General features: G+C 65.0%; 23 protein-coding genes and 2 tRNA genes. 10 read left to right on the forward strand and 15 right to left on the reverse strand.

What is annotated here, in order from left to right; translation table 11 throughout:
• Positions 1-19 precede the first annotated feature (19 nt).
• From SD37_RS40285 to SD37_RS44375, 4 genes are all read left to right on the forward strand, one after another.
• Complete coding sequence (locus tag SD37_RS40285; RefSeq protein ID WP_044855305.1) at positions 20-592, forward strand: TetR/AcrR family transcriptional regulator; 573 nt, start codon at positions 20-22, stop codon at positions 590-592.
• Between the two features lie 373 nt (positions 593-965).
• Positions 966-2,327, forward strand: coding sequence for a DNA cytosine methyltransferase (locus SD37_RS40295; RefSeq protein ID WP_083255220.1), 1,362 nt, complete (start codon positions 966-968; stop codon positions 2,325-2,327).
• A gap of 392 nt (positions 2,328-2,719) precedes the next feature.
• Positions 2,720-3,088 (forward strand): very short patch repair endonuclease, encoded by a 369-nt coding sequence (locus SD37_RS43565; RefSeq protein WP_201788936.1) that lies wholly within the window; start codon positions 2,720-2,722, stop codon positions 3,086-3,088.
• Positions 3,089-3,264: 176 nt separating this feature from the next.
• The gene (locus SD37_RS44375) at positions 3,265-4,113 is read left to right on the forward strand and encodes an Eco29kI family restriction endonuclease (RefSeq protein WP_083255222.1); all 849 of its coding nucleotides are present in this window, start codon (positions 3,265-3,267) and stop codon (positions 4,111-4,113) included.
• An 11-nt stretch (positions 4,114-4,124) separates the two neighbouring features.
• Here the strand turns inward: SD37_RS44375 and SD37_RS40300 are convergent, their stop codons facing one another.
• The 3 genes from SD37_RS40300 to SD37_RS42420 are packed head-to-tail and all read right to left on the reverse strand — an operon-like array spanning position 4,125 to position 8,744.
• Positions 4,125-4,745, reverse strand: a complete 621-nt coding sequence (locus SD37_RS40300) for a hypothetical protein (RefSeq protein ID WP_065913077.1) — start codon at positions 4,743-4,745, stop codon at positions 4,125-4,127.
• 2 nt (positions 4,746-4,747) lie between these two features.
• Positions 4,748-6,385, reverse strand: a complete 1,638-nt coding sequence (locus tag SD37_RS40305; protein WP_236725234.1) for a DEAD/DEAH box helicase family protein — start codon at positions 6,383-6,385, stop codon at positions 4,748-4,750.
• Positions 6,386-6,410: 25 nt separating this feature from the next.
• Positions 6,411-8,744 carry an ATP-binding protein gene (locus SD37_RS42420; RefSeq protein WP_083255223.1) on the reverse strand — a complete coding sequence of 778 codons (2,334 nt, stop codon included), beginning with the start codon at positions 8,742-8,744 and terminating at the stop codon, positions 6,411-6,413.
• A 550-nt stretch (positions 8,745-9,294) separates the two neighbouring features.
• Between SD37_RS42420 and SD37_RS42965 the strand changes: the two genes are divergently transcribed.
• The gene (locus tag SD37_RS42965) at positions 9,295-10,770 is read left to right on the forward strand and encodes a PIN-like domain-containing protein (protein WP_145926854.1); all 1,476 of its coding nucleotides are present in this window, start codon (positions 9,295-9,297) and stop codon (positions 10,768-10,770) included.
• Between the two features lie 140 nt (positions 10,771-10,910).
• Here SD37_RS42965 and SD37_RS40315 read toward each other — a convergent pair.
• The 8 genes from SD37_RS40315 to SD37_RS40350 form a co-directional block, all read right to left on the reverse strand.
• Positions 10,911-10,984: transfer RNA gene (locus tag SD37_RS40315), tRNA-Arg, on the reverse strand.
• 42 nt (positions 10,985-11,026) lie between these two features.
• A tRNA-Ser gene (locus tag SD37_RS40320) sits at positions 11,027-11,116 on the reverse strand.
• Positions 11,117-11,181: 65 nt separating this feature from the next.
• Entirely contained in the window at positions 11,182-12,837 is a 1,656-nt protein-coding gene (locus tag SD37_RS40325) for a phosphatidylglycerol lysyltransferase domain-containing protein (protein ID WP_044855361.1), read from the reverse strand.
• Positions 12,838-12,868: 31 nt separating this feature from the next.
• Positions 12,869-14,845 carry an acetoacetate--CoA ligase gene (locus SD37_RS40330; RefSeq protein WP_044855310.1) on the reverse strand — a complete coding sequence of 659 codons (1,977 nt, stop codon included), beginning with the start codon at positions 14,843-14,845 and terminating at the stop codon, positions 12,869-12,871.
• Between the two features lie 28 nt (positions 14,846-14,873).
• Positions 14,874-15,626, reverse strand: a complete 753-nt coding sequence (locus SD37_RS40335) for an ESX secretion-associated protein EspG (RefSeq protein ID WP_044855311.1) — start codon at positions 15,624-15,626, stop codon at positions 14,874-14,876.
• Positions 15,626-16,768, reverse strand: a complete 1,143-nt coding sequence (locus tag SD37_RS40340) for a PPE domain-containing protein (RefSeq protein WP_044855312.1) — start codon at positions 16,766-16,768, stop codon at positions 15,626-15,628. The genes SD37_RS40335 and SD37_RS40340 overlap by 1 nt, the downstream gene beginning before the upstream one ends.
• The gene (locus tag SD37_RS40345) at positions 16,768-17,247 is read right to left on the reverse strand and encodes a hypothetical protein (protein WP_236725235.1); all 480 of its coding nucleotides are present in this window, start codon (positions 17,245-17,247) and stop codon (positions 16,768-16,770) included. Before SD37_RS40345 ends, SD37_RS40340 begins: the two co-directional genes overlap by 1 nt.
• Positions 17,248-17,294: 47 nt before the next feature.
• The gene (locus SD37_RS40350; RefSeq protein WP_044855313.1) at positions 17,295-17,927 is read right to left on the reverse strand and encodes a dienelactone hydrolase family protein; all 633 of its coding nucleotides are present in this window, start codon (positions 17,925-17,927) and stop codon (positions 17,295-17,297) included.
• A 97-nt stretch (positions 17,928-18,024) separates the two neighbouring features.
• Between SD37_RS40350 and hisC the strand changes: the two genes are divergently transcribed.
• Together hisC and SD37_RS40360 are read left to right on the forward strand one after the other, a co-directional pair.
• The gene (gene hisC / locus SD37_RS40355; protein WP_044855314.1) at positions 18,025-19,080 is read left to right on the forward strand and encodes a histidinol-phosphate transaminase; all 1,056 of its coding nucleotides are present in this window, start codon (positions 18,025-18,027) and stop codon (positions 19,078-19,080) included.
• Between the two features lie 104 nt (positions 19,081-19,184).
• Positions 19,185-20,375: an IS30 family transposase gene (locus SD37_RS40360; protein WP_044852078.1), complete on the forward strand. Its 1,191-nt coding sequence runs from the start codon at positions 19,185-19,187 to the stop codon at positions 20,373-20,375.
• A gap of 31 nt (positions 20,376-20,406) precedes the next feature.
• Here the strand turns inward: SD37_RS40360 and SD37_RS40365 are convergent, their stop codons facing one another.
• Both SD37_RS40365 and SD37_RS40370 read right to left on the reverse strand, forming a co-directional pair.
• Positions 20,407-21,168 (reverse strand): sulfite exporter TauE/SafE family protein, encoded by a 762-nt coding sequence (locus tag SD37_RS40365; protein ID WP_044849722.1) that lies wholly within the window; start codon positions 21,166-21,168, stop codon positions 20,407-20,409.
• Between the two features lie 69 nt (positions 21,169-21,237).
• Positions 21,238-21,882: a GNAT family N-acetyltransferase gene (locus SD37_RS40370; protein ID WP_044849721.1), complete on the reverse strand. Its 645-nt coding sequence runs from the start codon at positions 21,880-21,882 to the stop codon at positions 21,238-21,240.
• A gap of 74 nt (positions 21,883-21,956) precedes the next feature.
• Between SD37_RS40370 and SD37_RS40375 the strand changes: the two genes are divergently transcribed.
• The gene (locus SD37_RS40375; protein ID WP_083255224.1) at positions 21,957-22,661 is read left to right on the forward strand and encodes a FadR/GntR family transcriptional regulator; all 705 of its coding nucleotides are present in this window, start codon (positions 21,957-21,959) and stop codon (positions 22,659-22,661) included.
• A 179-nt stretch (positions 22,662-22,840) separates the two neighbouring features.
• Complete coding sequence (locus SD37_RS40380; RefSeq protein ID WP_044849720.1) at positions 22,841-23,656, forward strand: class I SAM-dependent methyltransferase; 816 nt, start codon at positions 22,841-22,843, stop codon at positions 23,654-23,656.
• Between the two features lie 54 nt (positions 23,657-23,710).
• Here the strand turns inward: SD37_RS40380 and SD37_RS40385 are convergent, their stop codons facing one another.
• A complete protein-coding gene (locus SD37_RS40385; protein ID WP_044849719.1) occupies positions 23,711-24,211 on the reverse strand; it encodes an FBP domain-containing protein in 501 nt (166 codons plus the stop codon).
• A 103-nt stretch (positions 24,212-24,314) separates the two neighbouring features.
• Between SD37_RS40385 and SD37_RS40390 the strand changes: the two genes are divergently transcribed.
• Complete coding sequence (locus SD37_RS40390; RefSeq protein ID WP_044849718.1) at positions 24,315-25,799, forward strand: adenylate/guanylate cyclase domain-containing protein; 1,485 nt, start codon at positions 24,315-24,317, stop codon at positions 25,797-25,799.
• Here SD37_RS40390 and SD37_RS40395 read toward each other — a convergent pair.
• On the reverse strand, positions 25,786-26,784 hold the full coding sequence (locus SD37_RS40395; RefSeq protein WP_145926855.1) for a beta-ketoacyl-ACP synthase III: 999 nt from the start codon (positions 26,782-26,784) through the stop codon (positions 25,786-25,788). The genes SD37_RS40390 and SD37_RS40395 overlap by 14 nt on opposite strands.
• Positions 26,785-26,906 lie beyond the last annotated feature (122 nt).

Raw genomic sequence — 26,906 nt, forward strand, 5'->3', positions numbered from 1 at the left:
CTTTGATAGTGTCTACCACGTGAACCTCCGCGACCGCCAGCGCGCCGAAACCCGGCTCCTCGTGCAGACGCACGCCATCCGCCTCTTCACCGACGTCGGCTACGACGCGACCACCGTCGCCGACGTCGCCGCGGCCGCCGGCGTCTCGGCGATGACGGTCTACCGGCATTTCCCGACGAAGGAGGACCTGGTCCTCTACGACGAATACGACCCCGTGACGGCTTCTGCCGTGCTTGAGCAGCCCGCTGCTCCTTTGCCTCTTCGGATTGGGCGCGCTTTGGCGTCGACTGCGGCCCTGGGCACTTCGCAGGAGAAGGCGTTCCTGCTGGCGCGGCTACGGCTGATGATCTCGGTGCCGGCGCTGCGGGCGCGGCATCTGGACAGCCAGTACGCGACGGCCGATGCGATCGTGGCGGCTCTCTGCGGGTCTCCCCCTTCGCCTTCGCCGGTCGAAGAGTTCCAGGTGCGGGCTACGGCTATGGCGTGCCTGGGGGCGGCGCATGTGGCGCTTGTGCGGTGGGCCGAGACGGACGGGGAGGGGGATCTGGCGGGGTTGATCCGGGAAGCGCTGAGGAGCGTCTTTGACGGCTAACCAGTCCGCCCTAGCGGCGCGATCAAGCCTTCGCCCGCGCTTGCGCGTGTGGAAAGGTGGATGAATGGCGATAGTTACTGAGTTCTTCCAGGTCCGGGGCGAAGCGAAGCCGCACCCTACCCAGGTCGAATGTGGCTACAAGACTGTCAGCACTCCGGCCGGGCCCTTGCTGCAGTTGAGTACCTACGGCTCTGACGGCAGGCAATCGGAGAAGAAGGTGAGCCAGACGTTGCAACTTGACCGCGAGGGGGCTCGGCGCCTTCTCTCGATCATCCGGGACACTTTTCCCGATCTGTGAGTGCGCTCGAATACGAGCCGTACCCTGCGGCGCGTCCAACACTTTGGTCTCGAACCTCCGCGGTATGCTTCTGCGGTGCCTGAACTTGAAGAATCCCACCGAACATCCGTCGAGCTGTTCGCGGGCGGCGGCGGCCTCGCGATGGGCGTCGAGCGGGCCGGCTTCCGCCCCTTGTTGTTCAACGAGTTCGCGAAGTACGCGTGTGAGACGCTCGACATGAACGTTTCGAAACGACACAAGACGGACAGGCTCCGCATCTCGGCCTCGGTGGATGACGTCGCGGCCCCGGATTGCTTTCAGGTACCGCCTCCGGGAGCGGTTGTTCCGATCCTCGAGGGCGACGTGCAGCGCATCGACATGGGCAATCTGAATGGTCGGGTCGATGTCCTGGCAGGCGGCCCGCCGTGTCAGCCGTTCAGCCTTGGGGGCGTCGCTAAGGGTGACGAGGACAAGCGGAACATGTTCCCGCAGATGTTCCGGGCGGTCCGGCAGATCCAGCCGAAGGCCGTGATCTGCGAGAACGTTCGCGGCCTTCTGCGGCCGTCTTTTAAGCCTTACTTCGACTACATCCTGCGCGAGCTTGAGTTCCCTTTCGTTGAGCGGAAGGCGGGATCGACGTGGCAGGAACACGATGATGTCCTGAGGGCGATGGAGGAGCGTCGTGACGTCCCGCTCGGCGAGCGCTATGACGTGATTATGACGCCTGTCAACGCTGCCGATTACGGTGTCCCTCAAATCCGAAATCGGATCATAATCGTCGCCTTCCGATCGGACCTGAACGTCGACTTGGATACTTTTCGCAAGTCCATAACCCCTCAGTACTCGGAGGGCGCCTTGTTCCGGTCAATACTGAACGGCGAGTACTGGAAGCGTCACGATCAGGTCCCGGAGCACGTTCGGGAGCGGGTTACGGCGAGCGTTCCCAGGAACCTCCCCCTTGACGATGGCACCAAGCCTTGGCGGACCTTGCGGGACGCGATTGTTGGTATTGATGACGGAGCGGGCGGAAAGCTACCGTCCCTTCCGCCCATCGCCTGGGATAAGTTGGATCGCGTGGATTACAAGGCTGGCGGGGTCAAATACCACGTTGGCTGGCCGGGGGCCCGGATCTACGACGGACATACCCCTAACGAGTATGATCGCCCTGCGAAGACGGTCAAAGCTGGCGTACACGGCGTGCCCGGTGGGGAGTCGGTAATGCGCACCGATGACCTGCTGGAGCCGGATCCTGGTCCTGGTGCCGCCGAACGTTATAGGCACCGTTATATGACCGTACGGGAAACGGCGCGCATTATGACCTTCCCTGATGAGTGGGAACTCGCTGGACCTCGCGGCGAGCAGATGCGACAACTTGGCAATGCAGTGCCGGTTCTACTTGGAGAGGTTTTCGCCAAAGCCGTCGCGGCCGCGCTCGATGAGGCTGCGTCTCGCGCATGAACTCGACCCCTCGCACGCAGAGCGCCTGGAAGGAGAAAGTTCCATCGGACAAGGCGTGGAAGGGGCGAACGGGGCGAAGTCGAGAGGCTCTTGCCGCTGAACAGGACCACGCAGCCGGAGGACGTCACCGACGATTTGTGGACCTCGGTGACGGACGCCTTGCTCGCGCCTCTGTTGAATTGAAGGTTCTACCGAATACCCGTCGAATTCGCGCGTACCTTCGCTGGTCGGATCATGGGAAGTCGCCGGCGAAGTATCTCGGGCAGGTCGACCGCAACACGCGGATAGAGAACTTGATCGAGGCATGGGAGATGGCCTGGGAAAAGAGGCTCGTCTGCGAACAGACCCTTCCCCCCGGATCTTGGGCCGCTTCGCCGGCTGTTCGGGCGTCGATGAGGGGCAACCGAGGCAGGGACACAAGGCCAGAAATACTGTTACGGAAGCTACTCCACTCTAGAGGATTTCGCTATCGCGTTTCCACTAAACCACTCGCGGGGGTCAGACGGACGGCCGATCTGGTATTTTCCGGACCGCGAGTTGCCGTATTCGTTGACGGGTGTTTCTGGCACGGGTGCCCTGAACATTATCGTCCGGCGGCGACCAATTCCGACTTCTGGCGGGAGAAGATCGAGCGCAACCGAGAAAGGGACCTTGAGACGAATCGACTCTTACAGGAGGCCGGCTGGCGGGTTGTACGGGCGTGGGAACATGAAGACCCGGAGGACGTAGCCAGTCGTGTGGGCGATTTAGTCCGCCGGTAACGCATGATCTCGGGACGCGGCTTCTCGAGGCGTCCCATCTTGGATGGCTCAAGGACCACCGTATACCGCGTGACCAGGCTGTGCGACGACACTGTCACCGGCGGAACCAGAGTTTCCGTGCACGCAAAACCCAACGAGGTCGAAGTGCGCACGGCGCCTAACGCTATAGTGGCGAGGTGCCGAGACGCGAACTAGAGAACTTGCCAAGGCCCAGGCGTTTTAATCCTCTTGACCCTGCGGCGATTGGTACACTCCTCCGTGAAAAGTTGGAACAAGAAACGCCACACTCGTTTCCCCCTGCACCATTCCGCGGCGCCGGACTATACGCGCTCTACTATATAGGGGCCAGAATGGCCGAATACCAGCCACTGGCCAAAGCGTTCTTGGCGGGACACCACATTCCTGTATACGTCGGAAAGGCCGAGGCCGGGAACAGCAAATACGGCCAAGAACCCGACTACAACACCACTAATCTGTACGATCGGATCGCCAAGCACGCGAAGTCGGTCGCCGAGGTCGAGCACTCGGATGGTGGCGATCTGGCCCTAGGGGACTTCCGAGTAAAGTTTCTATGCCTCGACGATGCCTGGATAGTACTCGGCGAGCGGGCGCTCCTCCGGGCGTATCGGCCAGTACTTTGGAATACTATTGTGAGTGGTTTTGGGTCGAATCCCCCGGGGACCGCCCGGACTAATGCACGATCTGTTTGGGATACAATTCACCCAGGCCGAGATCGAGCGGGGCTGCTACCCAATCGCAGTCTCACGTTGGACGAGATGAAAGCTCGGATCATCGAGGGGGTGCGCATATCGTTGATATCCGACAATGAGTCCCGAGATGCCCGACTAGAATCTCTAAATCGCCCATCTACGATATGGTCTCCCCCTAGGAAGGGAGACCCGGACAAGCGGATTATAGTTCGAGATGAGGTTCGCTTCCTTATGGAAGTCAAACGGATGGGATTGGAGTCCCTCCAGTACAGAGTCGACTCGACAACGGAACTACCATTCGACACCGATGAATAGGAACGCTTTCGCTAGGCCGACAACGGAACATAATCAGGATTTGGAATCATTTGACGGTTCAAATGAACCACTTCGAAGTCGCCTCGGACGCCTATTTCTTTCTGCATCAATTTATCGGCGTCTGAAATGTTTTCGCCGTCACGGGTCGTGACGACGATTACAGCCTCGTCCCCGCCACCTTTAGTCGCTGTCAGCGCGGCCCAAAAAAGATCTTTAAAACTGCTGGGACGCCCCCATACGACAAGCCGCGAACTCGCGTCCTTGATCGCAGTACAACGATTCGGTTTGATTACCACCGAGTCAGGCTTAACGATCCACGACGGGTCTAGCGCTGCATTGACGATCTCCTGTGTGCCTTTGAAGCGGTTCGGAAGATAGCGTACATAAGAGCCGATGCCTTCCTGGGCCCTCGCATACTCTTTCATCGCGACGTCCTTGAGCCACACACGTACGTCTTTCTCGGCACCGTGCCGGAGCATGACTTGACCGACCTCGTCATCGTCCACCCATTGGCGGTACTGTTCGGTCTTCTTACCGTTCGACAGAAGCTCCCAGTCAAGCTCCTCAGCTTTACTGTACATCGTATAGAGAATCTGGTCGCGCAATTGTGAAGGTAGTTGCAGGGCGGCCACACTCACTCCTGAATTTCGAAGGTGTCGGGGAACTGAAGGCGATACTCATCGTACGCCGTTTCAAGGCTTGCGGCGTCCTTTACCCACTCTTCCATGAGAGCTGCGACACGCTGGTCACTGAACTCGATCCGTGAGCGAGTTGAAGTTTCCAGCACCTCGATCTCATTACCACCGAGGGATCTTTTAAGCTTTAAGGCGGCCGCTATGCGACGAAGGTCGCTAACGAAGTCCAACACGACGACTCGATCCTTGCCTTCCCGGAGCCTGAGGCCACGGCCAAGTTGCTGGACGAAAATGCGGCGCGAGTGTGTGACCCGGGCAAAACACAGGATGTTCACATCGGGAACGTCGACACCCTCGTTCAAGATATCCACAGCGGCCAAGATCGGTATGTCGCCTGCTCGGAACGCGAGCAGGCGACGCTGACGCTCTCTCTTCGTTAACGCCGCGTGCACAGCCTGTGCGCCTGACCATAAGGGAGTCTGATCTAGCATTTCTGCCAGTCTTTCAGCGTGCTCAACAGTCCGACAGAAAATTATTGCCCTGGGACGCTTGGTGTTCGTCCAAACTTTGGCCAGTTGCTCACGGATAGCCTCGTCGCGCTGCGGAAGGAAAAGTTTCGAGTTTAGCTCTGCGAGCCCGTACGAGTGCGTGCTAGCGTCTTTTACGATATCCCAATCGATGTCGTCCACGAACAGCTTGTAGTCAACCTGTGCTAGATAACCCTTGCGCATACCATCCTCGATACCGAGATGGTAGCTAGGTGCCCCTAGCTGGTCTGTGATGTCATGTGCGTCACCACGCCAGGGCGTCGCCGTGACACCAAACTGTCTAGATCGCTCAAGTACTCGCAGCAGCTCGTCATGCTGGCCCTCGGCGCCGAGATGATGCGCTTCGTCGATCATGACCAGACCAGGCCGGTATCCGAACTTGGCGGCTGACAAGGCGGAGCCGACGGTAGCGCACGTCACCCCAGATAGGTCATCGACCTTGCTCTCGCCCGTTAGCAATCTGGTTGGCACATGCTTTGGAAGGTGCCTCCAGAGAGCGCGTTCGAGCTGCTGCGCCAGCTCCTTAGCGTGTACCGCTACCAGTACCTTGTCTGCTGGTTGGCGGCTCAAGTGCGCATTGATTACTTCTCCACCGACTACCGTCTTACCAAGCCCCGTGGCTAAAATCAGCAACGCGCGCCCGCTGTGTTCGAGATCGCCCTCTAGACGCGCGAAAGCAGTTTTCTGATAAGATCTGAGTTCGATTTTCCCGAACCTATCGGGCAGCTTTTGGAACGCGGCCATGAGGTCATTACCGGCCCAGAGCAGGATCTTCGGGCCGAGCCTTAATAATTCACCAGCACGGCGTTTCGCACCGAGGCTGAACTGGGTGTTGGTCACGACTATCGCGCGATGCGCTTTGTATACTTCCCTGGCGAGAGCCACTTCGTCAATAGCCTCGGCGCCAACCGGTGTACGCCGCTTCCATTTACATTGGATCACCCAGTCCTCATCACCGTGACGGGCGAGGATGTCTCCTCCTTCATCACCAGGACCGTCGATATTGACTACAAATGAGCAGCCGATATTCCACAGCAGCCGCTCGATCCGCCGAGAAAACTGCGATGGCCCGGCGTCACGCAAGCTCATTGCATCAAGGAAGTGACGCATATCGCTAATCGCTGTCCGCTAGATCCCGCACGATTAGCCTGCAACTAGACCGAGCTCGCGCTAATTCCTCGATATCTAGGCGAGGGCGATGCTGCTCGAGCAACGCGAGATCACTCAACGGGTTCACAAGTCGTTCGACTACAAGCTCCCTCGCGGTCGGATCACCGATTGTCTGGTACGGACGAGCGAAAACCTTACCGTCGAGAAACTTCTCAGGTGCGGCTTTGATGATACGAACAACTGAATTGGCTGGTGCGTATCGGATGAAGTCCCCAGCAGCGATCTTATCATCCCATCGCGTCGAGTACGACGATTCGACCGCATAACGCCGCTCTGCTTCTGCGCGTTCGACCTCGGTAAGGATATCCCAATGCGCGCTTGGGTCGTCCGCGATGTATGCCACCATCCCTGACCTCACGAGGTTGAGTACCCGTTCTGCTTCGTCCGCCAAAGCAGCCGGAGTCAGGGGGGCCACTTTGCTGATCGATTTCAGCGCTCGGACGACCTCGGTAAGAGGCTTGGCGACCGCCCTCTCCCGAACTCGAAGGAATTCGGCCGCCTCAACTAATGCGAGGTCGCGGATGTCGGTGCCCAGCGCTTGGAACAATTCGTTATCGACGTTGACAAAGACCTCTAGTCGTGGCGGTCGAGCCATAAAAGCTACTACCGGCGCGTCTTCCCCCTTGTTATCGACGAGTCGCTCACCACGCACAGCCCAAACATCCAACGTCACCGACCCAAGGTCTTTTACTGTGTACTGGCCGGCGAGATCGACGACTGACTCGCCGGCGTCGCGGTAGCGCTGAAGACGTTCGGCAAGAGTCTCCTCTTTTGGCTGAGGAGGGACAGGCAGGGAGACAGGCAGATCATCTCCGTTCTGGTCATCCGAACCTGACGATGTGGGACCCGGATTACCGCTACCGATTCCCGGAAGGATTTCGTCGTCATCCTCGTCGACTACTGGCGGTTCCGAGACTGGGTGGTCGTGCCGATAAGCAGCTTGATACCAGATTTCATCGGTCTGATATTCTTTAACACCCTTTCGGAACTTTTCTGCCCAGTCGATCGCTTTCTCGTGCAATGGACGATGGCCATCACCGGGTATCAGATAGTTCAACCCCGCATCCTGCCGACGGTAGCCGGTATACAGCATTGCCAGCGGACTGAGGTTTTCCGGTAAGCCCATACTTTTAGCCTTCTGCGGACGCAGAGGCCCAGAGCCGCGGATGGCAGTGATCACTTGCCGCCACTCTTGAGTGTCGAACTCAAAAGCATTCTTCTGATAGTTTGGCGTCACATGATCGCAATGAATCTCGCCGACAATGCGGCCAGTCGGAGTTTTTGAGTCAATCGGATACTCGAGCTCAGGTTCGACAAGTTCGTCCTCGTCCTGCCAGGTGAAAACTCTTTTATCTTTAACGAGGATTTTTCTACCATTTCGGAGAAAGTCGAGCCCGTAATCTGATCGATGAACATAGCGCTGGACGCCGATCCATCCCCAAATTTTTCGCTCGCGCAATTGGAGCCGCTCTTGACCGCACTCCTCACACGTATCAGCATCGACTTGATTCCAGTGTCCGCACGAGAGACAAGCCTTCTTGCTCTTCAAAGTCATATCGACCGGCAAGATGGCGTGAATATCGACGCCACGCCTGGTAACAAACCTAGTTTTATCCCAGACGCAGGGTAAACGTGGCTCTACTTTTTTGTTGTTGATCGTCAGCAGAAAACCGCGCTCACGAAGGAGGAAGCTGTAGATGTCGCCCAGCTTTTCCCTAATGATCGCCTGGGTCCTTGGGCGCCGAAGGGTGTCGAACTGTTCCGATTTGAGGTCGCTGATCGTAACGGTCGTGCCGTGCTCAGCGGGGTCGCTCTTGGGCACAAGCCGGTAGGGCGCCTGGTACTCCGCGGATTCCGCGATCCTAGGTAGGTCGAGAACGACCTCCACCCAATGCGGATCACCAGCCCGACTTGACCGAACCGTCGTATGCCTGCCCAGGCGCGCGGTGCTGATGTTGAACCCCATCCCAAACAAGCCCAGAGAGCCATAACGGCCGTTGCTCGTCCAGCCAGCGCTGATAGCATTCGTGATCGCTTCCAGGCTCATACCTCGCCCGTTATCCTTAACGGTGATCCCGGCGGTGGAGCGAGTGGCGTTAGCGGCTGGCAACGTGATGGAAACGCTGGGGCGGACGACGCCGTCCCCCGCTGCTTGGAATTCATCGAATGAGTTGTCCACGAGCTCGGCGACGCACTGCCAGTGGGCGAACTCGATATCCCCGAGTACCCCGAGAATCCTCGGGTGGGGTGTAACATTGATGAACTCGCTCTCGCTCACGCGTCTCCTCGTTCACGGCCTTCGACTCCCGGGCGCCCTACGAGCGGACTCGACGGGCGACCGGAAGCTAGTAGCGGCGATCAGGTCACAGCCCACACGCCCCGCCACCCTAGTACGGTGTGAACCCTGTCGTGCACCGATCACGGCGATCTCGGAACGACTCATACCGTAATCGCGGATAGACTAGGAGCGTTACAACCACGTACCGGCCCCTGTTGAGCGAGGAAGCCCCATGACGCCAATACGGGTTCGACGGCGCATGCTCAGACTAGGTCTTGGTAGGGTTTCGCCCATGGTCCACCCACGAGGAGGGCGCCAGCAGCATCACGCGGCTGTCCAACTGTTTGCGTACGGCACGTTTGAGGATGACAAGGTAGCCGCATCAGTTCCCTGCGGCGGCAGTGCTGTCATTGCTCACGTATCCGCCGTACCAGTAGTTTGTCAAGAACTCTCTGAAACTTAGTTCGGCCCCATTCGAGATGAGGTCACATCCAGTGTTCTGGTCGTCGGGCCTTGACGACGGCTCGTAGGCATTCGAGGGGAAGCTTTCGTGGGCGAGGATCCACACTATCTGACTCCCGACGGGTTCTCGACGGGTTTTGAAGGGTATCTGAACCCCTCGGACACGGACTACCGAGCAGTCCTCACCTCGGGCATGGTCGTCCTTGACACTAACGTCTTACTGAATCTCTACCGGTTCGACGACGATGCTCGAAACGATCTGCTCGCGGTGCTTGAACGGCTCCAGGGCAACGTGTGGATCCCGCACCAGGCTTTGGAGGAGTTCTGGCGCAACAGGGAACAGACCATCCTAAGCAGGTCAAGCATTCGCCGCGACGCGCTCGAAGCCCTCAAGAAACCAATCCGTGCTCTCGAGAGCGCGATAGATACTTGGGCACGGAATGTCGGTCTGTCCCGCGACCGACTGTCAGATCTTCTCTCCTTGATCCATAAGACTCATGAGTCACTCAACGATGCGATCGAAGGACCAACTACCAGAGATCCCTTGGCAAGCGCCAGAGACACGAACTTAGATCCAGTCCTCGCATCGCTCCATCCCCTGCTAGCGGGCCGTGTGGGAACGGCGCTGCCTAATGAGGACTTCATCTCGGCGCTAGCTGAAGCCAAGCGTCGTGCGGACGCGCAGATACCGCCAGGCTATATGGATCGCGATAAGCCCGATAATCGAGGGCCGGGCGATTACCTGGTCTGGGAGCAAACTCTGCGTGAGGCGCGTCGACGATCGGCAGATGTCCTCCTAGTGACCAGCGACGTGAAGGAAGACTGGTGGAGGAGAGTACGAGGTGTGCCCGTTGGCCCTCGGGTCGAGCTAGTCGACGAGTTACGGGCACGAGTAGGTACGCGTTTGTTCATGCTCCAGCCGCAGCAGCTTCTCGGGATCGCGGGCCGTCTCCTCGATGTGGAGGTGCAGCCCGGATCGGCGAGCCAGATAGCCAGCACGACTGCGATCGTTACACCCGGGAGGGGAAGCGGCGAAGGGGGCCATGTAAGGCTGTATCTGACATCAGCCCTAGAAGAGGCACTTTCTCCGACTGTTGTGGTCAAAGCAAGCACTGGAACTGGGGAGTCTGTCTGGGACGTGTCCTTAGTGGCCTCTGACGGATCGACGGCCTTGGTCTGGATCTACGACCCGGTGAAGCCGTTTAACGACCTTGCCACAGGCTCCGTGCTTTCGACAGCACGATCGATGGTCGCTTCGATTCAAGGTATGTCGAGCCGGCCACGGATCGCGTGTGTTGTCGACCTGGCCAACCTGATGAATCGGATGCGAATGGATGAAGAGCCGTGGGCGCGTACCGACGATGACAGGCTGATGACCAAGGTGTTCGAGACCTTCCAACCGCACGTTGATGAGCTCGGCCGCGTGGGATTTGATGCCGTCCAGGTGATCGCAGGAGTGGACCAGGCAGAGTCAGAGGCTGCTGAGGCGTTTCAGCGCATCGATCAAGTCGTCGAAACGGTCACGCTCTGGTTTCGTCCCGCAGCGGGCCAAGATGCGCCCTGAAGATGCGGGCAGAAAGCGGCCCAGGGTCTGTTGACAGTTGGCCCACCCAAGCCTGGCATATCTGCGAAAGACATGTACAACGGACAGACAAAAAGGCCCTCCCGCGAACGGGAGGGCCTTAGTGCTGTCTCAACCAGACGTGCGCCCGAAGGGATTCGAACCCCTGACCTTCTGATCCGTAGTCAGATGCTCTATCCAGCTGAGCTACGGGCGCTTGTTCAGTTTTCAATCTAGCACCTGCCGGAACAGGTGCCAGCGGAGGCTCCGGGATTTGAACCCGGGAGGGGGGGTTACCCCCAACCGCATTAGCAGTGCGGCGCCATAGACCAGACTAGGCGAAGCCTCCCAGGTCGAACGACCACTGCCCAGATAGGTTACACACCCCGTGGACCCTCGCGAAAGGGACCCCCCTTAGACCCGTTGCAACGCTCTGAGCAGCAGCGGAGAGCGTCCGCCAAGACCTTCGGCTTCGAAGACGGCGACGCCGACGCGCGGGAGGTCGCGGGCCGCGGGGTAGGCCAGGTAGCGCGGGACCCAGCGGGGCTGGAACTTCGCGTTGAAGCGGTAGAGGGTCTCGATCTGGATCCAACGTGAGAAGAATCGCAGCGTCCGGGCGGAGAGGCGCGCGACGGGGCCGGCGCCGATGCGCTGGCCTTGTTCCAGGACGGCGCGGAAGGCGGCGAAGTTCAGGGAGACGTGCTGGGCGGGGGTCGTCAGGAGCAGTTCGGAGATCATCAGCTCGTTGACTCCGTTGTCGGCGGACCGGTCCCGGCGCATGACGTCCAGGGACAGGCCCTTCTCGCCCCAGGGCACGAACTGGAGGACGCCCCGGATGCCGCCGTCGTGCTCGGCGGTGACCAGGACCGAGTCCGGATCGCCCATCCGGCCGAGGGCCATCGAGAAGCCGCGTTCGGTGTCGGTACCGCGCCAGGTGGCGGCGAGGGCGCGGAGTTCGTCGAGTTCGGCGGCGGGGATGTCTTCGGCCTTGCGGATCCGGACGGTGTAGCCGGCTCGCTTCGTGCGTGAGACGGCTTGGCGGACTCCGCGCATCGTGCGGCCTTCGAGGGTGAAGGTCGCCGTGTCGACGACGGCTTCGTCGCCGATCTCCAGGACCTCCAGCCCGAAGCGTGCCCAGACGGTCGCGCCCAGTTCCGAGCAGCCCATGGTCGCCGGGGTCCAGGCGTACCGGCGGCAGACGTCCAGGTACTCCTCGATCGCGCCCGGCCATGCTTCCGGGTCCCCGAGGGGGTCCGCCGAGCACAGCGCCACACCGGCGATCACGCGATAGGTGACCGCGGCCTTCCCCGACTTCGAGAAGACCACGAACTTGTCCCGCCGGAGGGCGAAGTACCCCAGCGAGTCCCGCTCCCCCAGCAGCGCCCTGAGCCGCTCGACCTCGTCATCGGTCAGCTCCGGCGCGGGTTCGGCCGACCGCAGCAGGAAGTACGCCGCCAGCAGGACCGCGCCGATGCCGAACAGCAGGCCGACGGCCGCCGAAAGGTCCTCCAGCCACATCGCGTGGAAGACCGCCGGGCCGCTCACGCCGACCAGGGCCAGCACCGACTGCAGCAGGCGGTCGCCCACGCCCAGGGGATCCAGCGCCCTGGCGATCGAAAGCAGGGTGAAGTTGATCGCGATCCCGGCCAGCGCCAACTGCAGGAAGACCCGGATCGCGCGCCACCGGCCGGTCACCGGATCGGGGAGCGCGATGAAGTGACGCCGCGTCGCGATCAGGGCGATCAGCAGCGCGAGTGACACAAGGCCGGCGCCGAGGACGTGCCGTAGCCCGAGGTGCGACACCGTCAGCAGGACGGCGGCGGCGACGGCGAGCTGCCAGGCCCTTCGCTTCCGCCGTTTGAGGCCGGCGGCGAGCATCACCAGCAGCACGCCCGTCACCAGCGCGACCGTCGCCGCGCCGACCGTGGCCTCGTTGGGCAGTTCCAGCCATTCGGCGACATGGCCGCGCAGGGTGCGCCGTCCGGCCGGGACCAGCACCGAGACCAGGGTCAGCAGTCCGGCCAGTCGCGTCACCCAGGTGATCACCGCCACCGAGGTGGCACCCGCCACCCGCCACGCGCCCGCCAAGTTCCCGCCCCCGTTAACTCCTTGCCAGCTCCACGAACGGTACAAGGGCTTCGGGGTTCAGGAGCGCATCCCGGCTGACGGCGCGGTCAGGTGAAACGCCCGAAAGGATCTTCTTGACCGGAACCTCGCATTTCTTGCCGTTGAGCGTGCGGGGGACCTCGCTCACCTGAACGAACCGGTCGGGCACGTGCCGTGGCGAGAGGGCCCCTCGCAACTCCTTGCGCAGGGCGGGTTCGACGTCGTCGAGCGAGACGCCCTCGGCCAGGACGAGGAAGCACAGCAGCTGTCCGTCTTCGTTGCCCGCCGCCGAAGTGTCGATCACCAGCGAATCCGCGACCTGGTCGAACGCTTCGACGACGCGGTAGAACTCGGCCGTGCCCATCCGGACGCCGCCGCGGTTGAGCGTCGAGTCGCTGCGGCCGTAGATGACCGCGGAGCCGCGGCCGGTGATCCGGATCCAATCGCCGTGCCGCCAGATCCCGGGATACATCTCGAAGTACGCCTCGCGCAGCCGCGAACCGTCCGGGTCGTTCCAGAAGAACACCGGCATCGACGGCATCGGTTCGGTGATGACCAGTTCGCCGACCTCTTCCACCACGGGCTTCCCCGCCTCGTCGAACGCGGCGACGGCGGCGCCGAGCGCGCGGACGGAGAGTTCGCCCAGCCAGACCGGGACGTCCGGGGCCGCCGCGACGAACGCGGCGCACAGGTCCGTGCCGCCGGACACCGAACAGATCTGGACGCGTTTGCCGACCTCGTCGACGATCCAGCGGAAACCCTCGACGCTCAGCGGCGCGCCGGTGGATCCCAAGGCGCGCAACGCGGTGAGGTCGTACCGCTCCGCCGGTTTGATCCCGGCCTTCAGGCAGCTCTGGATGAACGGCGCCGACGTGCCGAAGTAGGTCACGCGGTGTTGTTCCGCGAGGTGCCACAACACGTTCAGGTCCGGATGTCCCGGGCTGCCGTCGAACAGCACGATCGTGGTACCCGTCAGCAGCCCGGAGATGAGGAAGTTCCACATCATCCAGCCGGTGGTGGTGAACCAGAAGAACCGGTCGCCCGGGCCGAGGTCGCCTTGCAGGGCAAGGGCTTTGAGGTGTTCGAGGGTGATCCCGCCGTGCCCGTGGACGATGCCCTTCGGCAGGCCGGTGGTCCCCGAGGAGTACAGGACCCACAGCGGGTGACCGAATTCGACGGGCTCGAAGGCCAGTTCCGCGCCGGCGTTGTCGGCGAGCAGCGTGTCCCAGTCGAGCGTGCCGTCGAGGCGGCCGCCCGCGTAGTCGACGAGCACGGTCGCTTCGAGGGTGGAGATCTCGTCCCGCAGCGAGTTCACCGTCGACCGGCTGTCGAACCACCGTCCATTGTAGACGTAGCCGTTGACGGCGATCAGCACCTTCGGCTCGATCTGGGCGAACCGGTCGGTGATCGCCCGGACACCGAAGTCCGGCGAGCAGGACGACCAGACGGCGCCGAGGCTCGCGGTGGCAAGGAAGGCGATCAGCGTCTGCGGGCAGTTCGGCGCCAGCGCGACGACCCTGTCCCCTTTGGACACTCCCAGTTTCCGCAGGCCCTCACGCGCGGAGGCGACGGCGGAGCGCAGGGCGCCGTAGGTCAGCTGCGACGAGAGGCCGTCCTCGCGGTGGAAGATCACGGCGATCTCGTAGTCGGCCTTCGCGGCGCCCGCGACGCCGGGCATGAGCGAGTGCTCGGCGTAGTTCAGGGTGCCGCCCTCGAACCATCGCGCGTTCGGCATCTCGCCGGTGAGCACCTCACCGGGCCGGTCGTGCCAGCGCATGCCGAGGAAGTCGGCGACGGCCGCCCAGAAGTCGGGTCCGCGCCGCACGGAGAACTCCCACAACGCGTTGTAGTCGTCGACTTCCACTCCGCGTTCGGTGCGCAGCCAGCGGCGGAACGCGTCGATCTTGGTGTCGGGCAGGCGGCTCGGCTCAGGGCGCCAGAGCACTTCCGGGGCGTCGGCGGTGTGCGTCACCCCGCGATGTTAACCCTCGTTAACCGATCTAGCGAGCCCCTGTGAACAGCTCGTACGCCATCGTCTTGAGCCGCCCGGCGTCCAGTGGAGTGACCGTGAGCCAGCCTCGGTCTCGACGAAGACCGTAGCGCCCCTCGGGGGTGTCCACCCAGGTCAGCGTGCCCTCGCCGCGGACCCAGCGGCCCTCCCACGACTTCCTGGTCGCGCCGAGCCGTCCGCTGCCGATCCGCTGCGTCGCGATCCTGACCAGCACGATGACCTCGGGTTCGCGCAGTCCAACGTCACGCAGGACATCGGAGAACGCCGGCTGCCCGCCGCGCTCCCCCGCCTCGCACGCCGCCGTGTAGTCGTCGACGCGCAGGTTGACCGAGAGGCCCCGCCCCTGCTCACACGACGGCAACGCCTGCAGCAGCGTCGCGGCGACGAGCGGTTCCCGCAGCGCCGACAGCTCGACGTCGGTGCCGGCGACACCGATCGCGACGGCGCCGCGATCGGACACGCACCCCACGGCCCGGTACGCCGGATCGCCGTCGAGCCGCAGGTCCAGCGTCAGTTCGCTGTTCGCGATGGTGTGCAGCAGCGTCACCAGCTCCGGCGCGGGGGCGTCCACCGTGCCGAGGCCGCGTTCGGACAACGTCCGGCTCGCCGCGGCCACCAGCTCCGCGCGGAACTCCGGCGTCCGCCCGACGTGCGGCACCTCCAGCACCGCGGGCAGTTCGTCGCGTCCGTGCGCCGACCACAACAGGAACAGCTCACCGATGTGCAGGCGGATCCAGTCCATCAGCGGCCTCGCGGGTCTTCGCCGATGACCGGCGGGGTGACGTAACCGCCAAGGCCCCAGACGTCGGAATCCTCGACGAGGTAGTCCGGTGCCTTGTGTTCGTCCTCGCCCTGCTTGCCTTGCTGGGGTCCCGCCATCCCCATCGGCATCCCGCCGAAGCCGCCCATGCCCGCGGCCGCTGCGCGTGTGCCGGCGACCTGCCCCGGCTGCCCCGACGGTCCGAAGCCGCCGGCACCGGATCGGCCGCCCTGTCCGAGCTGCTCGTGGGTGCCGCCCGCGGTGCCGGGCGACGGTGGCGGCGGTACGAAGGCGCCGCTGCTCGCGCCGGGCGCGCGCGGCGGCTCGGCGGGCTCCCGCACCTGGATCGGCGCGACGTCGTCGACCGCGCCGCTACTGCGGGTCGAGTCGTCCGGAAGCGTCTCCGGCTTGGGCTCGGGCTTCGGCCGCAGCTCCGGCTCTTCGGGCGTCTTGAGGATCTGCGGCTGTTTGCCGTACGAGGTGAAGCGAGGGACGTTCTCGTAGACCTCGCCGGAGGTCCACTGCATCCGCGTCATCACGTCGGCGGCCTGACGGTGCAGATCCTGCGAGGTCTCGTCGGTCGGCTCGGCGACGATCCGGCCCGCCTCGGCGAAGCCGGACCTCGGCGGTGACGACGTCGACATGGCCTGCGTCGAGTCGGAGACCGGGACAGGACGGCGTTTCGGCGGCTGCGGCGGCTGCGGTGTATTCGGACGCGGGGAGGATCCCGGCGGCTCGGGCATCGTGCGCCGCGCGGTTTCGGCGATGTCCGCCTGACGGCGCACGCAGTTCGCGACGTTCTCGGCGCGCCAGCCGGTCTCGGCCGCCCAGTCGACGAGTTTGACCGCGGCGTCGCGGGCCCTGTCCGCACCCTCGCCCGTCCAACCGTCGGCCGTGGCGACGATGGCCGCCCTGAGCTCGGCTCCGGCCCGGTCGAGGAAGGCGCTGATCTTCGTCCACTGCGCGGCGACGGCTTCCGCGCCCGCCAGGTCCAGCTCGTTGTGGACCATCTCGTAGAGCTCTTGGTGCGAGTAGCTCATCCAGTCGATGTCGGCGTTGAGGTGATCGGGGCCGGGCCGCGGTTCGGGCTCTCGGGGCGGCCACGGCGACGGGAGGATCCGCATCAGTGCTCGTCCTTCCGCTCGGGCTCGACGATGTCCTCCAGGTCGAACCGGCGGGCGACCCGTTCGAGCTGCTCCTGGCCTTCCTCGTCCGCGGCGACGTACATCTTCCGCGCCGCCATCACGGTGAGCTGGAAGTCCTTGAGCACCTTGGCGAAGTCGTTGAGGACGGGCAGGGCCGCTTCGGTCCCTTCGGTCGCGGCCCCCTGGAAGCGTTCGCTCATCGTGTGCCCGACGAAGTTGGCGCCCAGTTTCAGGGGCGCCTTGAACTCCGTCGAGTCCTTGATCAGCGCGTTGAGTTCATGCCGCGCCTTCAACAGCGCGTCGACGAGCTTCTTGGCGGCGTCCTCGGTGACCTTGACGGTCCCCTTCTTGGCATCGGTCTTGGTGTCCCGGATCTGACCCGCCACCGGTGCCAGCGCCGGCGCCGAAGCGCCGAACGCGGCTTGTGGCGTCACGGGCACCTTGGGTGACTGTGCCATTTGACCCTCCCCTGTCACATCTGGAGGGAATGGTAGCGCGGATCAGGTCACCGCAGGTGGGCGTCGAACCAATTCAGCGTGCGCTGCCAGGCCTCCGCGGCCGCGTCCGGATCCGCGTCGAACCGGTGGTTGGCGCCCGGGTAGCGGACGACGTCCGTCACGACCCCCGCCGACGCCGCCGCGTCACGCAACTGCTCGACCTCGGCGCCTCCGGCCTCGTCACCCGCGTCGCCGTACATGCCGAGCCAAGGGCTGGTCAGCCGTCCGGCGATCTCGACGAGGACCGGAAGTTCGGTGACGCCCTGCCCGCCGACGCTCACCGCCGCGCCCAGCCTGCGGTTCGAGGCGACGACCAAGGCCGCCGTCCCGCCGAGGTCGAAACCGACGACACCGATGAGATCCGCCTCGACGCCGCGCCCGGAGAGCCACGCGAGCGTCGCGTCGGTGGCGTCGAGGAGATCCTGCTGCGTGAGGTTGTCGCGATCGAGATGCGGGGTGACGGTGAGCCAGCCTTCGCCGGCGAGCCCGGCCAGTAGCAGGCTCAAGCCCTCTTCGACCTCGTCGGCCTCCTCGTGCAACACCACGAGCCCGCCGCGGACGACGCCTTCCGGTTCGGCGAAGGTCAGGCGCAACGTGTGGCCGTCGACGTGCTGATGTTCCACGGTGGTCGTCAAGGTCATTCCTCCATCAGACCACTCTTAGGTAAATATTCGGGGCTTGCCCGCACGCGGGAGGATACGGTGACGGAGCCGTCCCCCAGACGTAGGAGCGCCGAAGATGTCCCCTGTTTCGCCGCGTGCGGATCTCGAATCGTTGCCGAAGTACGTCCCTGGCCGGACAATCCAGGGCGCGATCAAGCTGGCGAGCAACGAGGTTCCCGGTGGACCGCTGCCGAGTGTGGCGCAGGCCATAGCCGAAGCGGCACAGGGCATCAATCGGTATCCGGACATCACCTCGTCCGGGCTCGTCGAGCGGCTGGCCCGCGAACTGGGCGAACCGGTCGAGCGGATCGCCATCGGCTGCGGTTCGGTTTCCCTTTGCCAGCAGATGATCCAGGCCTTGTGCGGCCCCGGTGACGAGGTCGTCTTCCCGTGGCGTTCGTTCGAGGCGTACCCGATCGTCACGCAGGTCGCGAACGCCGTCGGCGTGAAGGTGCCGCTGACCGGCGGACACGGGCTCGACCTCGACGGCATGCTCGCCGCGATCACGCCGAAGACGCGGCTGGTCTTCGTGTGCAACCCCAACAACCCGACCGGGACCGTCGTGCGGCGCGCGGAGCTGGAACGCTTCCTCGACGCCGTGCCCGCGGGCGTGCTGGTCGTGCTCGACGAGGCCTACAAGGAGTTCGTGACCGACGCCGAGGTGCCGGACGGCGTCGAACTGGCGCGCGGCCGGGACAACGTCGCGGTGCTGCGGACGTTCTCGAAGGCCTACGGCCTCGCCGGTCTCCGCGTGGGTTACGCGGTGGCGCCGGAACCGATCACCGTCGCGCTGAAGCAGGTGTACGTCGCCTTCTCGGTGAACATGATCGCGCAGGCCGCGGCCATCGCCTCCCTGGACGCGGCCGACGAACTGCTGGAGCGCTGCAAGGAGATCGTCTCGGAGCGGACCCGCGTCCGGGATGCCTTGGTGGCCAATGGATACGAGGTTCCCCAGACGCAGGCGAACTTCGTCTGGCTGCCGCTGGGCGAGCGGACGACGGCGTTCGCGGAGCACGCGCTGGAGCGCAAGCTCATCGTGCGCCCGTTCGCCGGCGAAGGCGCCCGAGTGACCATCGGGACCCCCGAGGAGAACGACCTCTTCCTCGAAGCGGCGGCCGATTTCCCCCGCTGACGCCGGGAAGGGCAAGCAGGTACTTCGGTCTCGTGAGTGGTAATGACGGTTAGAACCGCTTGGGTTCTAGTGGTCGTCGCAACATCTGATGTGGAGGTGTTGTGATGGCTGGGTTTCGTCGTCGTTGGTTGCTGCGGGATGTGCGGGCGGGGTTTTGGGATGGGGTCCGGGCCGGGTTGTCGGTGGAGCGGGCAGCGGTGGCCGTGGGCGTGTCGCGGGCCAGTGGGAGACGGTTGTTCGACGAGGCTGGCGGCGTGATCAGTAATGCGCCGAAGTCTGGATCGGGCCGCTATCTCTCGCTGGCCGAGCGGGAGGAGATCATGATCCTGTGGGCCCAGCGGGTGCCGAAAGCGGAGATCGCGCGCCGGCTGGGCCGGGATCGCTCCACGATCGGGCGGGAACTGGACCGCAACAGCACCGGGCAGGGCTATCGGGCCAGTTCGGCTCAGCGCGCGGCCGAGGAGCGGGCGACACGACCGAAACCGGCGAAGCTGGCCGCCGACCCGGTGCTACGGGACAGGGTCCAGGCGGATCTGCGGGCACGATGGTCGCCGGAACAGATCACTGCCAGGCTGGTCCGGGACTTTCCCGACCAGCCGAGGATGCACGTGAGTCACGAGACGATCTACCAGGCCATCTACGTCCAAGGACGAGGCGCGCTGCGGCGTGAGCTGGCGCAGTGTCTGCGGACCGGGCGAGCGATCCGCCGACCGCGGCGGATGCCTGACGGGCGCCGGACCCGCCAGGGCAAGATCGCCGGGATGGTCCCGATCTCCGAACGCCCCGCCGAAGCCGCGGACCGGGCGATCCCGGGGCATTGGGAAGGCGATTTGATCATGGGCAAGGACAATCGTTCGGCGATCGGGACCCTGGTCGAACGCTCGACCAGGTTCTGCCTGCTGCTGCACCTGCCCGGCGGGAAAGACGCCGCTACCGTCGCCGAGGAGATGATCAAGACAATCCAGCGGCTGCCCGCCGAGCTACGCCGGTCACTGGCCTGGGACCAAGGCACCGAAATGGCCCAGCACGCCCAGATCACCCTCGCCACCGACCTCGACATCTACTTCTGCGACCCACACGCACCCTGGCAACGCGGCTCCAACGAGAACACCAACGGACTGCTCCGCCAGTACTTCCCCAAAGGCACCGACCTCGCCACACATACCCCCGAAGACCTCGCGAGGGTGGCCGCCGAACTCAACGGCCGCCCCCGCAAAACCCTCGACTGGGACACCCCAGCCGAACGACTCAACAAGCTACTGTCCTCATACGAGCACGTTGCGACGATCGCGTGAATCCACCCCGTCATTACCACTCACGAGGCCGCTACTTGAGCAGCAGCTGCACCATCGCGGCGAGGCCGACGACGACGATCACGCCGCGCAGCACCTTCGGCGGGAGCTTGCGGCCGATCTTCGCGCCGATCTGCCCGCCGATGGTCGACCCGACCGCGAGCAGCGCGACCACGGGCCAGCTGACCGGCGCGATGAAGGCGTAGATCGTGCCGGCTACGACGTTCACGACGGCGGAGAGCGCGTTCTTGACGCCGTTGAGCCGCTGCAGCGACTCCGACATCAGCATCCCCATGACGGCCACCATCATCACGCCCTGCGCGGCCGTGAAGTATCCGCCGTAGATGCCGATCAGGAAGATCAGGAACAACAGGAGCGGCCCGATCTTGTGGACCTTTCCGTTCTCCTCGCGGCGTTTCGCCACCCAGGCGGCCACTCGCGGCTGGACGATCACCAGCACCACGGCGAGCCCGACCAGTGCGGGCACGACGGTCTCGAAGGCGTCCTTCGGCAGCGAGAGCAGCAGGATCGTGCCGCAGATCGCGCCGAGGAACGACGCCACGGCGAGCTTGACCACCTCGGGCCAGTAGCCCTTGAGCTCTTGGCGGTAGCCGATCGCCCCGCTGACCGTGCCGGGAGCGAGGCCGATCGCGTTGGACGTCGTCGCGGTCAGCGGCGAGTAGCCGAGCGCGACCAGTACCGGGAACGTCACGAGCGTGCCCGAGCCGACGACCGTGTTGATGGTGCCCGCCCAGAGCCCCGCGATGAAGATCAGGACCGCGTGCCACCACGTCATAAAGCACTCACCCGCGAACCATAAGCAGGGTTACCTCCTTTCGCGCTGTGGATGTGTCTAGTCGAACATTCATGCGCCCGCGGGCGCCTGCTTCTCCTCCGGCAGATGGGCCGCGGTGATCTCCGCCGCGACGGTCCAGCCGAGCGACAGGTACAGCGCCCGCCCTTCTTCCGTCGCGACCAGGACCGCTCGCTCCGCCCCGGCGGCGACGGCCACCTCGTCGAGCCTGCGCATGACGAACCGCCCCAGCCCGCGACGCTGGTGCTCGGGCTCCGTCACGACCTGATCGACCACCGCCGTGCCGCCCGCTATCGCGACCCGGCCGGTGGCCGCGCGCGAGCCGTCGGGAGCGCGGACGACCACGTCGGTGACCACGCCGTCGCCGACCAGTTCCGCCTGGTACGGCTCGGGCGCGGCCATGACGGGCCGCACCGCGAGCGGAGTGCTCATCAGGTACTCCGGCGGGCCGATCCGCCAGTTCGGCGGCACCGTCCCCGCCACCTCTTCCCGCGAACCGCTCACCTTCAGCCAGGTGCCGGGCTCGGTCAGCGCGCGGGCCCGGCGCGCGGCCGACTCGGCGTCCGCCAGTACATACCTCACGCGGTGCCCCGGACGGCCGACGTCGAGCCGGTAACCGTCCGGTTCGGCCACCGGGAGCCCGACGCCCCGGGAAAGCGCCCAGCCGTGCACCCATGCCTTGATCAGTCCTGCCACCCCAGTCATCCTCCGATGATGACACCGGCCACCGACAATTCCGGCCGGTTCGCCGAACCTGCGAGGATGAGGCCGTGGCCGACGACGAGCGCGAAGTCCGCGCGGAGCAGGTGTGGAGCGCGACGGTCGATCATCTGCGCTCGATGATCGACTCGGGCAGGCTCCCCGCCGGGTCGAGGCTGCCCGCGGAACGGACCCTCTGCGAACAGCTCGGGATCAGCCGCGGTTCGCTGCGGCAGGCGTTGCGGGTGCTGGACTCCATCGGCTACGTACAGGTGCGGCCGGGTTCGGGCACCTACGTCCGCGAGACCCTGGACGAACAGCCGCTGCGCAGCTGGTTCTCCGAACACGAGCAACTGGTCGAGAAGCTGTTCGACCTGCGGACCACCGTCGAGCCGACACTCGCCGAGCGGCTCGCGCTCCACCACACGCCGCGGGTGCTCGCGCGGCTGGAAAGCACCGTCGAGGAGATGGACCAGGCCGCGGCCGACGGCGACATGCTGCGCGTGATCGCGGCCGACGCGGAATTCCACCGGGTGATCGCCGGCAACGCGGGCAACGACGACGTCACCGACCTGCTGCGTTCGGTGCTCGCTCTGGTCGGCGAAGAGCGGCGGGCGGCGCTGCGGCTTCCGGGGCAGATCCGCAAGGCCGTCGACGAGCACCGCGCGATCCTCGAAGCGGTCCGCCGTTCGGACGCGGCGGCCGCGCGGGAGATCACCCGGAAGCATCTGCTCGACGCCAAGACCTACGTCCACGACTACACGGCGCGGGATTGACGAGGGCGTCTCATGCCTGGTCGTGAGTGGTAAATGTCGTTCTAACGACACTTACCACTCACGACCAGCTGTCCGGGATCCGCTTGTCTTGCCCCTCTTTAACGCTTTCTTGATGGCGGACCGGCCCCCGCGCGAGTACAGTTTTCAGAAGATTGTGAAACTTCTGATGGGGGTGTGCGGTGGAGAAGGTCCGGTTCACCGAAGAGAAGGCGACGATGCTGGCCACGTTGTACGGCCGCGCGCTCGACGCCCGCAGTGAGCGGCCGATCCTCGGTGACAAAGCCGCCGACGAGGCCGTGAAGCAGATCGACTACGACTTCGGCTCGCTGGGCGTCGACGGCCAGCTCGGGCTGACCGTCGCGCTGCGCGCCAAGCCGATGGACGACTGGACGACCGCCTTCCTCTGGGATCACCCGGACGCGACCGTCGTCCAGCTCGGCTGCGGGATGGACAGCCGCGTCTACCGCGTCGACCCGCCGCCTTCGGTGCGGTGGTTCGACGTCGACTACCCCGAAGTCGTCGACCTGCGCCGCCGGATCTACCCGGATCGGGAGGGCTATCGGACCATCGGCTCGTCCGTGACGGACTTCGGGTGGATCGACGAGATCCCGTCGGACAAGCCCGGTCTGGTGATCGCCGAGGGGCTGACGATGTACCTGCGGCCCTCCGAGGGCGAAGAACTGCTGCGGCGGTTGATCGCGCATTTCCCGCAGGGCGGCGAAATGGTCTTCGACACGTTCAGCAGGCTGGGGATCAAACTGCAGAAGCTGAATCCCGTCGTCCGCAAGGCGAAGGCGACGCTGTACTGGGGGATCGACGAGATCTCCGAACTCGAACGGCTCGGGCTGACGCTGGTCTCGAAACTCGACTCGACCGATTACGCAACGCCTGAGGTGAAGGACCTGCTTTCGCCGTCGATGCGGGCACAGTTGTGGTTCGCGGGGCTGTTCCCGGCGTTCAAGAAGATGGGGCGGATCCTGCGGTTCCGGTTCTGAGGCGCGGCGGAACGCGTTTAGCCCGCTAAACGCGTTCCGCCGCCCTGGAGTGGATCAGCGGGATTCGAGGACCCGTTCCACGAACCGGTGCAGCTTGTCCTCCAGCCGGAGGACGCGCTCTTCGAGCGTCAGCGTCTCCGACGGCTGCGGCACGTCCGGCTTCAGCTCGCCGCGGATGTACTGGCTGCACGCGAGATTCGCGCACGCGTAGATGCCGAGCGTGTTCCCCTCCCGCCCGGCTTTCCCCGCGCGGCGCCCGGAGAACAGCGCGATGTCGGACAGCGGATGTGTCGTCGTGCACAGGCCGCACATGTTGCTCAGCAGGACACGGCCCTTCGGCCGGGGCGCGGCGCGAAGGGACAGTCCGACGACTTCCCCGCGATACGGCAGCACGAGGTACGCGCGCGCTGCCGCCTTCGGATCTCGCCAGCCAAGGAATTCCCTTTTCTCCCAAGGGATCTCATCTGGCGGGGCGGGCAGCGTGACCCCCTTGGCCTCGCCACGCGTGCAGTTCACGAAGGACGCCCTGATCTCGTCCTGTCCCAGCGGTTCCATCGGTTTCTCCCAAACTCTCGCCCGCACGGTAACCAGCGCCCGCGAGAACGGGCCAACCCTTTTCCGCCGGAGGTCATACGATCACCGGGTGCGCGGGAAGACGATGTCGAGCCGGTTCCGGCTGGTGCTCAGGACCAGCCTCGGTTTCGCCGCGCTCGGCATCGGCTCCAGTGTGTGCGGTGCCGGGGTCGTGGCGTTGCTGCTGCTCCTGCAGGGCCTGCCGAGTGAGGTCGGCGACCGCGGCTGGATCCTCGGTGTCACCGCCGCCGGGATAGTGGCGCTGGCGCTGGTGGTCGGCACTTTGTGGACGGCTTGGCTGCAGCGGCGCACGGCGGTCTGGTTCGTCTTCGGCCGCCCGCCGACGGAGGCCGAGGCCGCGCGGGCGCTCCGGCTCCCGGTCGACATGGCGATCGTCAGCGCCACTCTGTGGCTGAGCGCGACGATCGTGCTCGGCTCCCTCGCCAGGGCGCTCGGGTCCTGGATGGACGCCCTCGGGATGGCGCTGGTCATCGGCCTCGGCGGGCTGACCACGGCCGGCCTCACCTATCTCGCCGCGGAATGGGTGGCGCGCCCGGTGATGACGATCGCGCTCAAGGTCACCCCGCCGAAAGGGACGCTCAGGGTCACCGTGCGGACCAAGGTCGTCGTCACGTGGTCACTGGCCAGCGGGATCCCGTTCCTCGGGGTGCTGCTGGTGGCCACGCCGCCGGATCTCGGCCAGGGTGACCACGTCGCGAGCCTGATCATGCTTTCGGTGATCGGGCTGAGCGTCGGCGCGATCGGGACGGGCCTGCTCGCGAAGGCCGTCGCCACCCCGCTGCACCGGCTCCGGATCGCACTCGACGAGATCGCGCGCGGCAACAAGGACATCGTGGTCGACGTCGACGACTCCAGCGAGATCGGCCTGCTCCAGACCTCGGTCAACGACCTCGCCGCCGGGCTCCGCGAGCAGGAACGGATGCGCGACCTGTTCGGCAGGCACGTCGGGGACGAGGTCGCCCGGCACGCGCTCGAGTACGGGGCCTCCCTTTCGGGGGACGTGCGTGAGGTGACGGCGCTGTTCGTCGACGTCGTCGATTCGACGGCGCTGGCGAGCCGGACCCCGCCCGAGGAGCTGGTGAAGATGCTCAACCGGTTCTTCACCAGCGTGGTGAACGCGGTCGGGGCACGGGGCGGGCTGGTCAACAAGTTCCAGGGTGACGCCGCGCTCTGCGTCTTCGGCGCGCCCACCCGGCTCGCGGACGCGCCGACGGCGGCCCTTTCGGCCGCGCGGGCGATCCGGGACGCCGTCCAGCGGACCGGCGAGCTGGACCTCGGCATCGGGGTCGCGAGCGGCCGGGTCTTCGCCGGTCAGCTGGGGACGAGCAGCCGGTTCGAGTACACCGTCATCGGCGACGCGGTGAACGAGGCCGCGCGCCTGACCGAGGACGCGAAGTCCGCCGAAGGCCGGATCCTGGCGAGCGAGGCGGTGCTCAAGGCCGCGCTGGAAAGCGAACGCGCGCACTGGGAGCCGTACGCGGAACTGGAGCTGCGCGGCCGCCGGGAACCCACGCACGCCTGGGCGGCGAGCGCACTCAGCCCGGAATGACGTCCGGCCAGCGCAGCAGCGTCGAACCCCAGGTCAGCCCGGCCCCGAAGGCTCCCATCACGACGCGGTGACCCGGCTGCAGCGTCCCGTCCTTCACGGCGTCGGCCAGCGCGATCGGGATCGACGCCGCGCTCGTGTTACCCACCTTCTCGATATTCGAGTACATCACGTCGTCCGCGAGGCCGAGCTGCTTCGCGCAGGTCTGCAGGATCCGGATGTTGGCCTGATGCCCGACGAAGCGGTCGATGTCGCCGACCATCCAGCCCGCGGCGTCGAGCACCGCCCGCGCCGATTCGGCCATCCTGGCGCAGGCGTGCCGGAAGACGGTCTGACCCTGCATCACCAGGTAGTGGTCCCGCGGGTCGTCCGAGCGGCGGTTCTTCGCGCCCCCGGCCTCGACCCAGAGCAGCCCCGCGAGTTCACCCTCGCTGTGCAGGTCGAACGGGCCGAGCGCGCCGAGTTCGCCGTCGTCGCCCGCGCGCAGCAGCACCGCGCCCGCGCCGTCGCCGAAGATCGGCACCGTGCCGCGGTCTTCGGGGTCGACGAGCGAGGTGAAGACGTCCGCGCCGATCACCAGCACGCGGCGCGCGATCCCGGCGGCGATCAGCCCGGCGCCGGTGGCGAGCCCGTAGATGAACCCGCTGCACACGGCGTTGACGTCGAACGCGGCGACGCCGTTCAGGCCGAGCTTGGTCGCCACCTGCGGCGCGCTGGCCGGGCACGGCTGGTCGGCCGTCGACGTCGCGAGCACGACGGCGTCCGCGCCGTCCTCGCCTGCCGAGGTCAGCGCCCGGCGCCCCGCCTCGACCGCTAGGTCCACAGTGGACGTTCCGTGGTCGACGACCCGGCGTTCGGCGATCCCGGTCCGCGAACGGATCCACTCATCGGAGGTGTCCAGTCGCTGGGCGATCTCCTCGTTGCCCACGACGCGTGGCGGCAGCCAGGAGCCGAGACCGGCGATGACGGCCGCCTGAGATGAGGGCACCAAGAAATCCTTTCGCGCGGAAGAAGAGAGGTCTGCCATTCACTTGTAAGCGCTACCATTCAGTAGACCCGTCAGTTGTGTTCCGGGTCACATTTCAAAGAATTCTCACCTTTCCCGGTGCA

This window comes from Amycolatopsis orientalis (assembly GCF_000943515.2).
GTDB classification, from domain to species: domain Bacteria; phylum Actinomycetota; class Actinomycetes; order Mycobacteriales; family Pseudonocardiaceae; genus Amycolatopsis; species Amycolatopsis orientalis.

Coding starts and splice junctions, on each gene's coding strand:
- SD37_RS40340 (WP_044855312.1), bottom strand. CDS start 16,768: ATGCGGATCCTCCCGTCGCCGTGGCCGCCCCGAGAGCCCGAACCGCGG.
- hisC (WP_044855314.1), top strand. CDS start 18,025: ATGTCCCCTGTTTCGCCGCGTGCGGATCTCGAATCGTTGCCGAAGTAC.
- SD37_RS40305 (WP_236725234.1), bottom strand. CDS start 6,385: ATGAGCTTGCGTGACGCCGGGCCATCGCAGTTTTCTCGGCGGATCGAG.
- SD37_RS40350 (WP_044855313.1), bottom strand. CDS start 17,927: ATGACCTTGACGACCACCGTGGAACATCAGCACGTCGACGGCCACACG.
- SD37_RS40390 (WP_044849718.1), top strand. CDS start 24,315: ATGTCGAGCCGGTTCCGGCTGGTGCTCAGGACCAGCCTCGGTTTCGCC.
- SD37_RS40365 (WP_044849722.1), bottom strand. CDS start 21,168: ATGACGTGGTGGCACGCGGTCCTGATCTTCATCGCGGGGCTCTGGGCG.
- SD37_RS40345 (WP_236725235.1), bottom strand. CDS start 17,247: ATGGCACAGTCACCCAAGGTGCCCGTGACGCCACAAGCCGCGTTCGGC.
- SD37_RS40360 (WP_044852078.1), top strand. CDS start 19,185: ATGGCTGGGTTTCGTCGTCGTTGGTTGCTGCGGGATGTGCGGGCGGGG.
- SD37_RS43565 (WP_201788936.1), top strand. CDS start 2,720: ATGAGGGGCAACCGAGGCAGGGACACAAGGCCAGAAATACTGTTACGG.
- SD37_RS40385 (WP_044849719.1), bottom strand. CDS start 24,211: ATGGAACCGCTGGGACAGGACGAGATCAGGGCGTCCTTCGTGAACTGC.
- SD37_RS40335 (WP_044855311.1), bottom strand. CDS start 15,626: ATGGACTGGATCCGCCTGCACATCGGTGAGCTGTTCCTGTTGTGGTCG.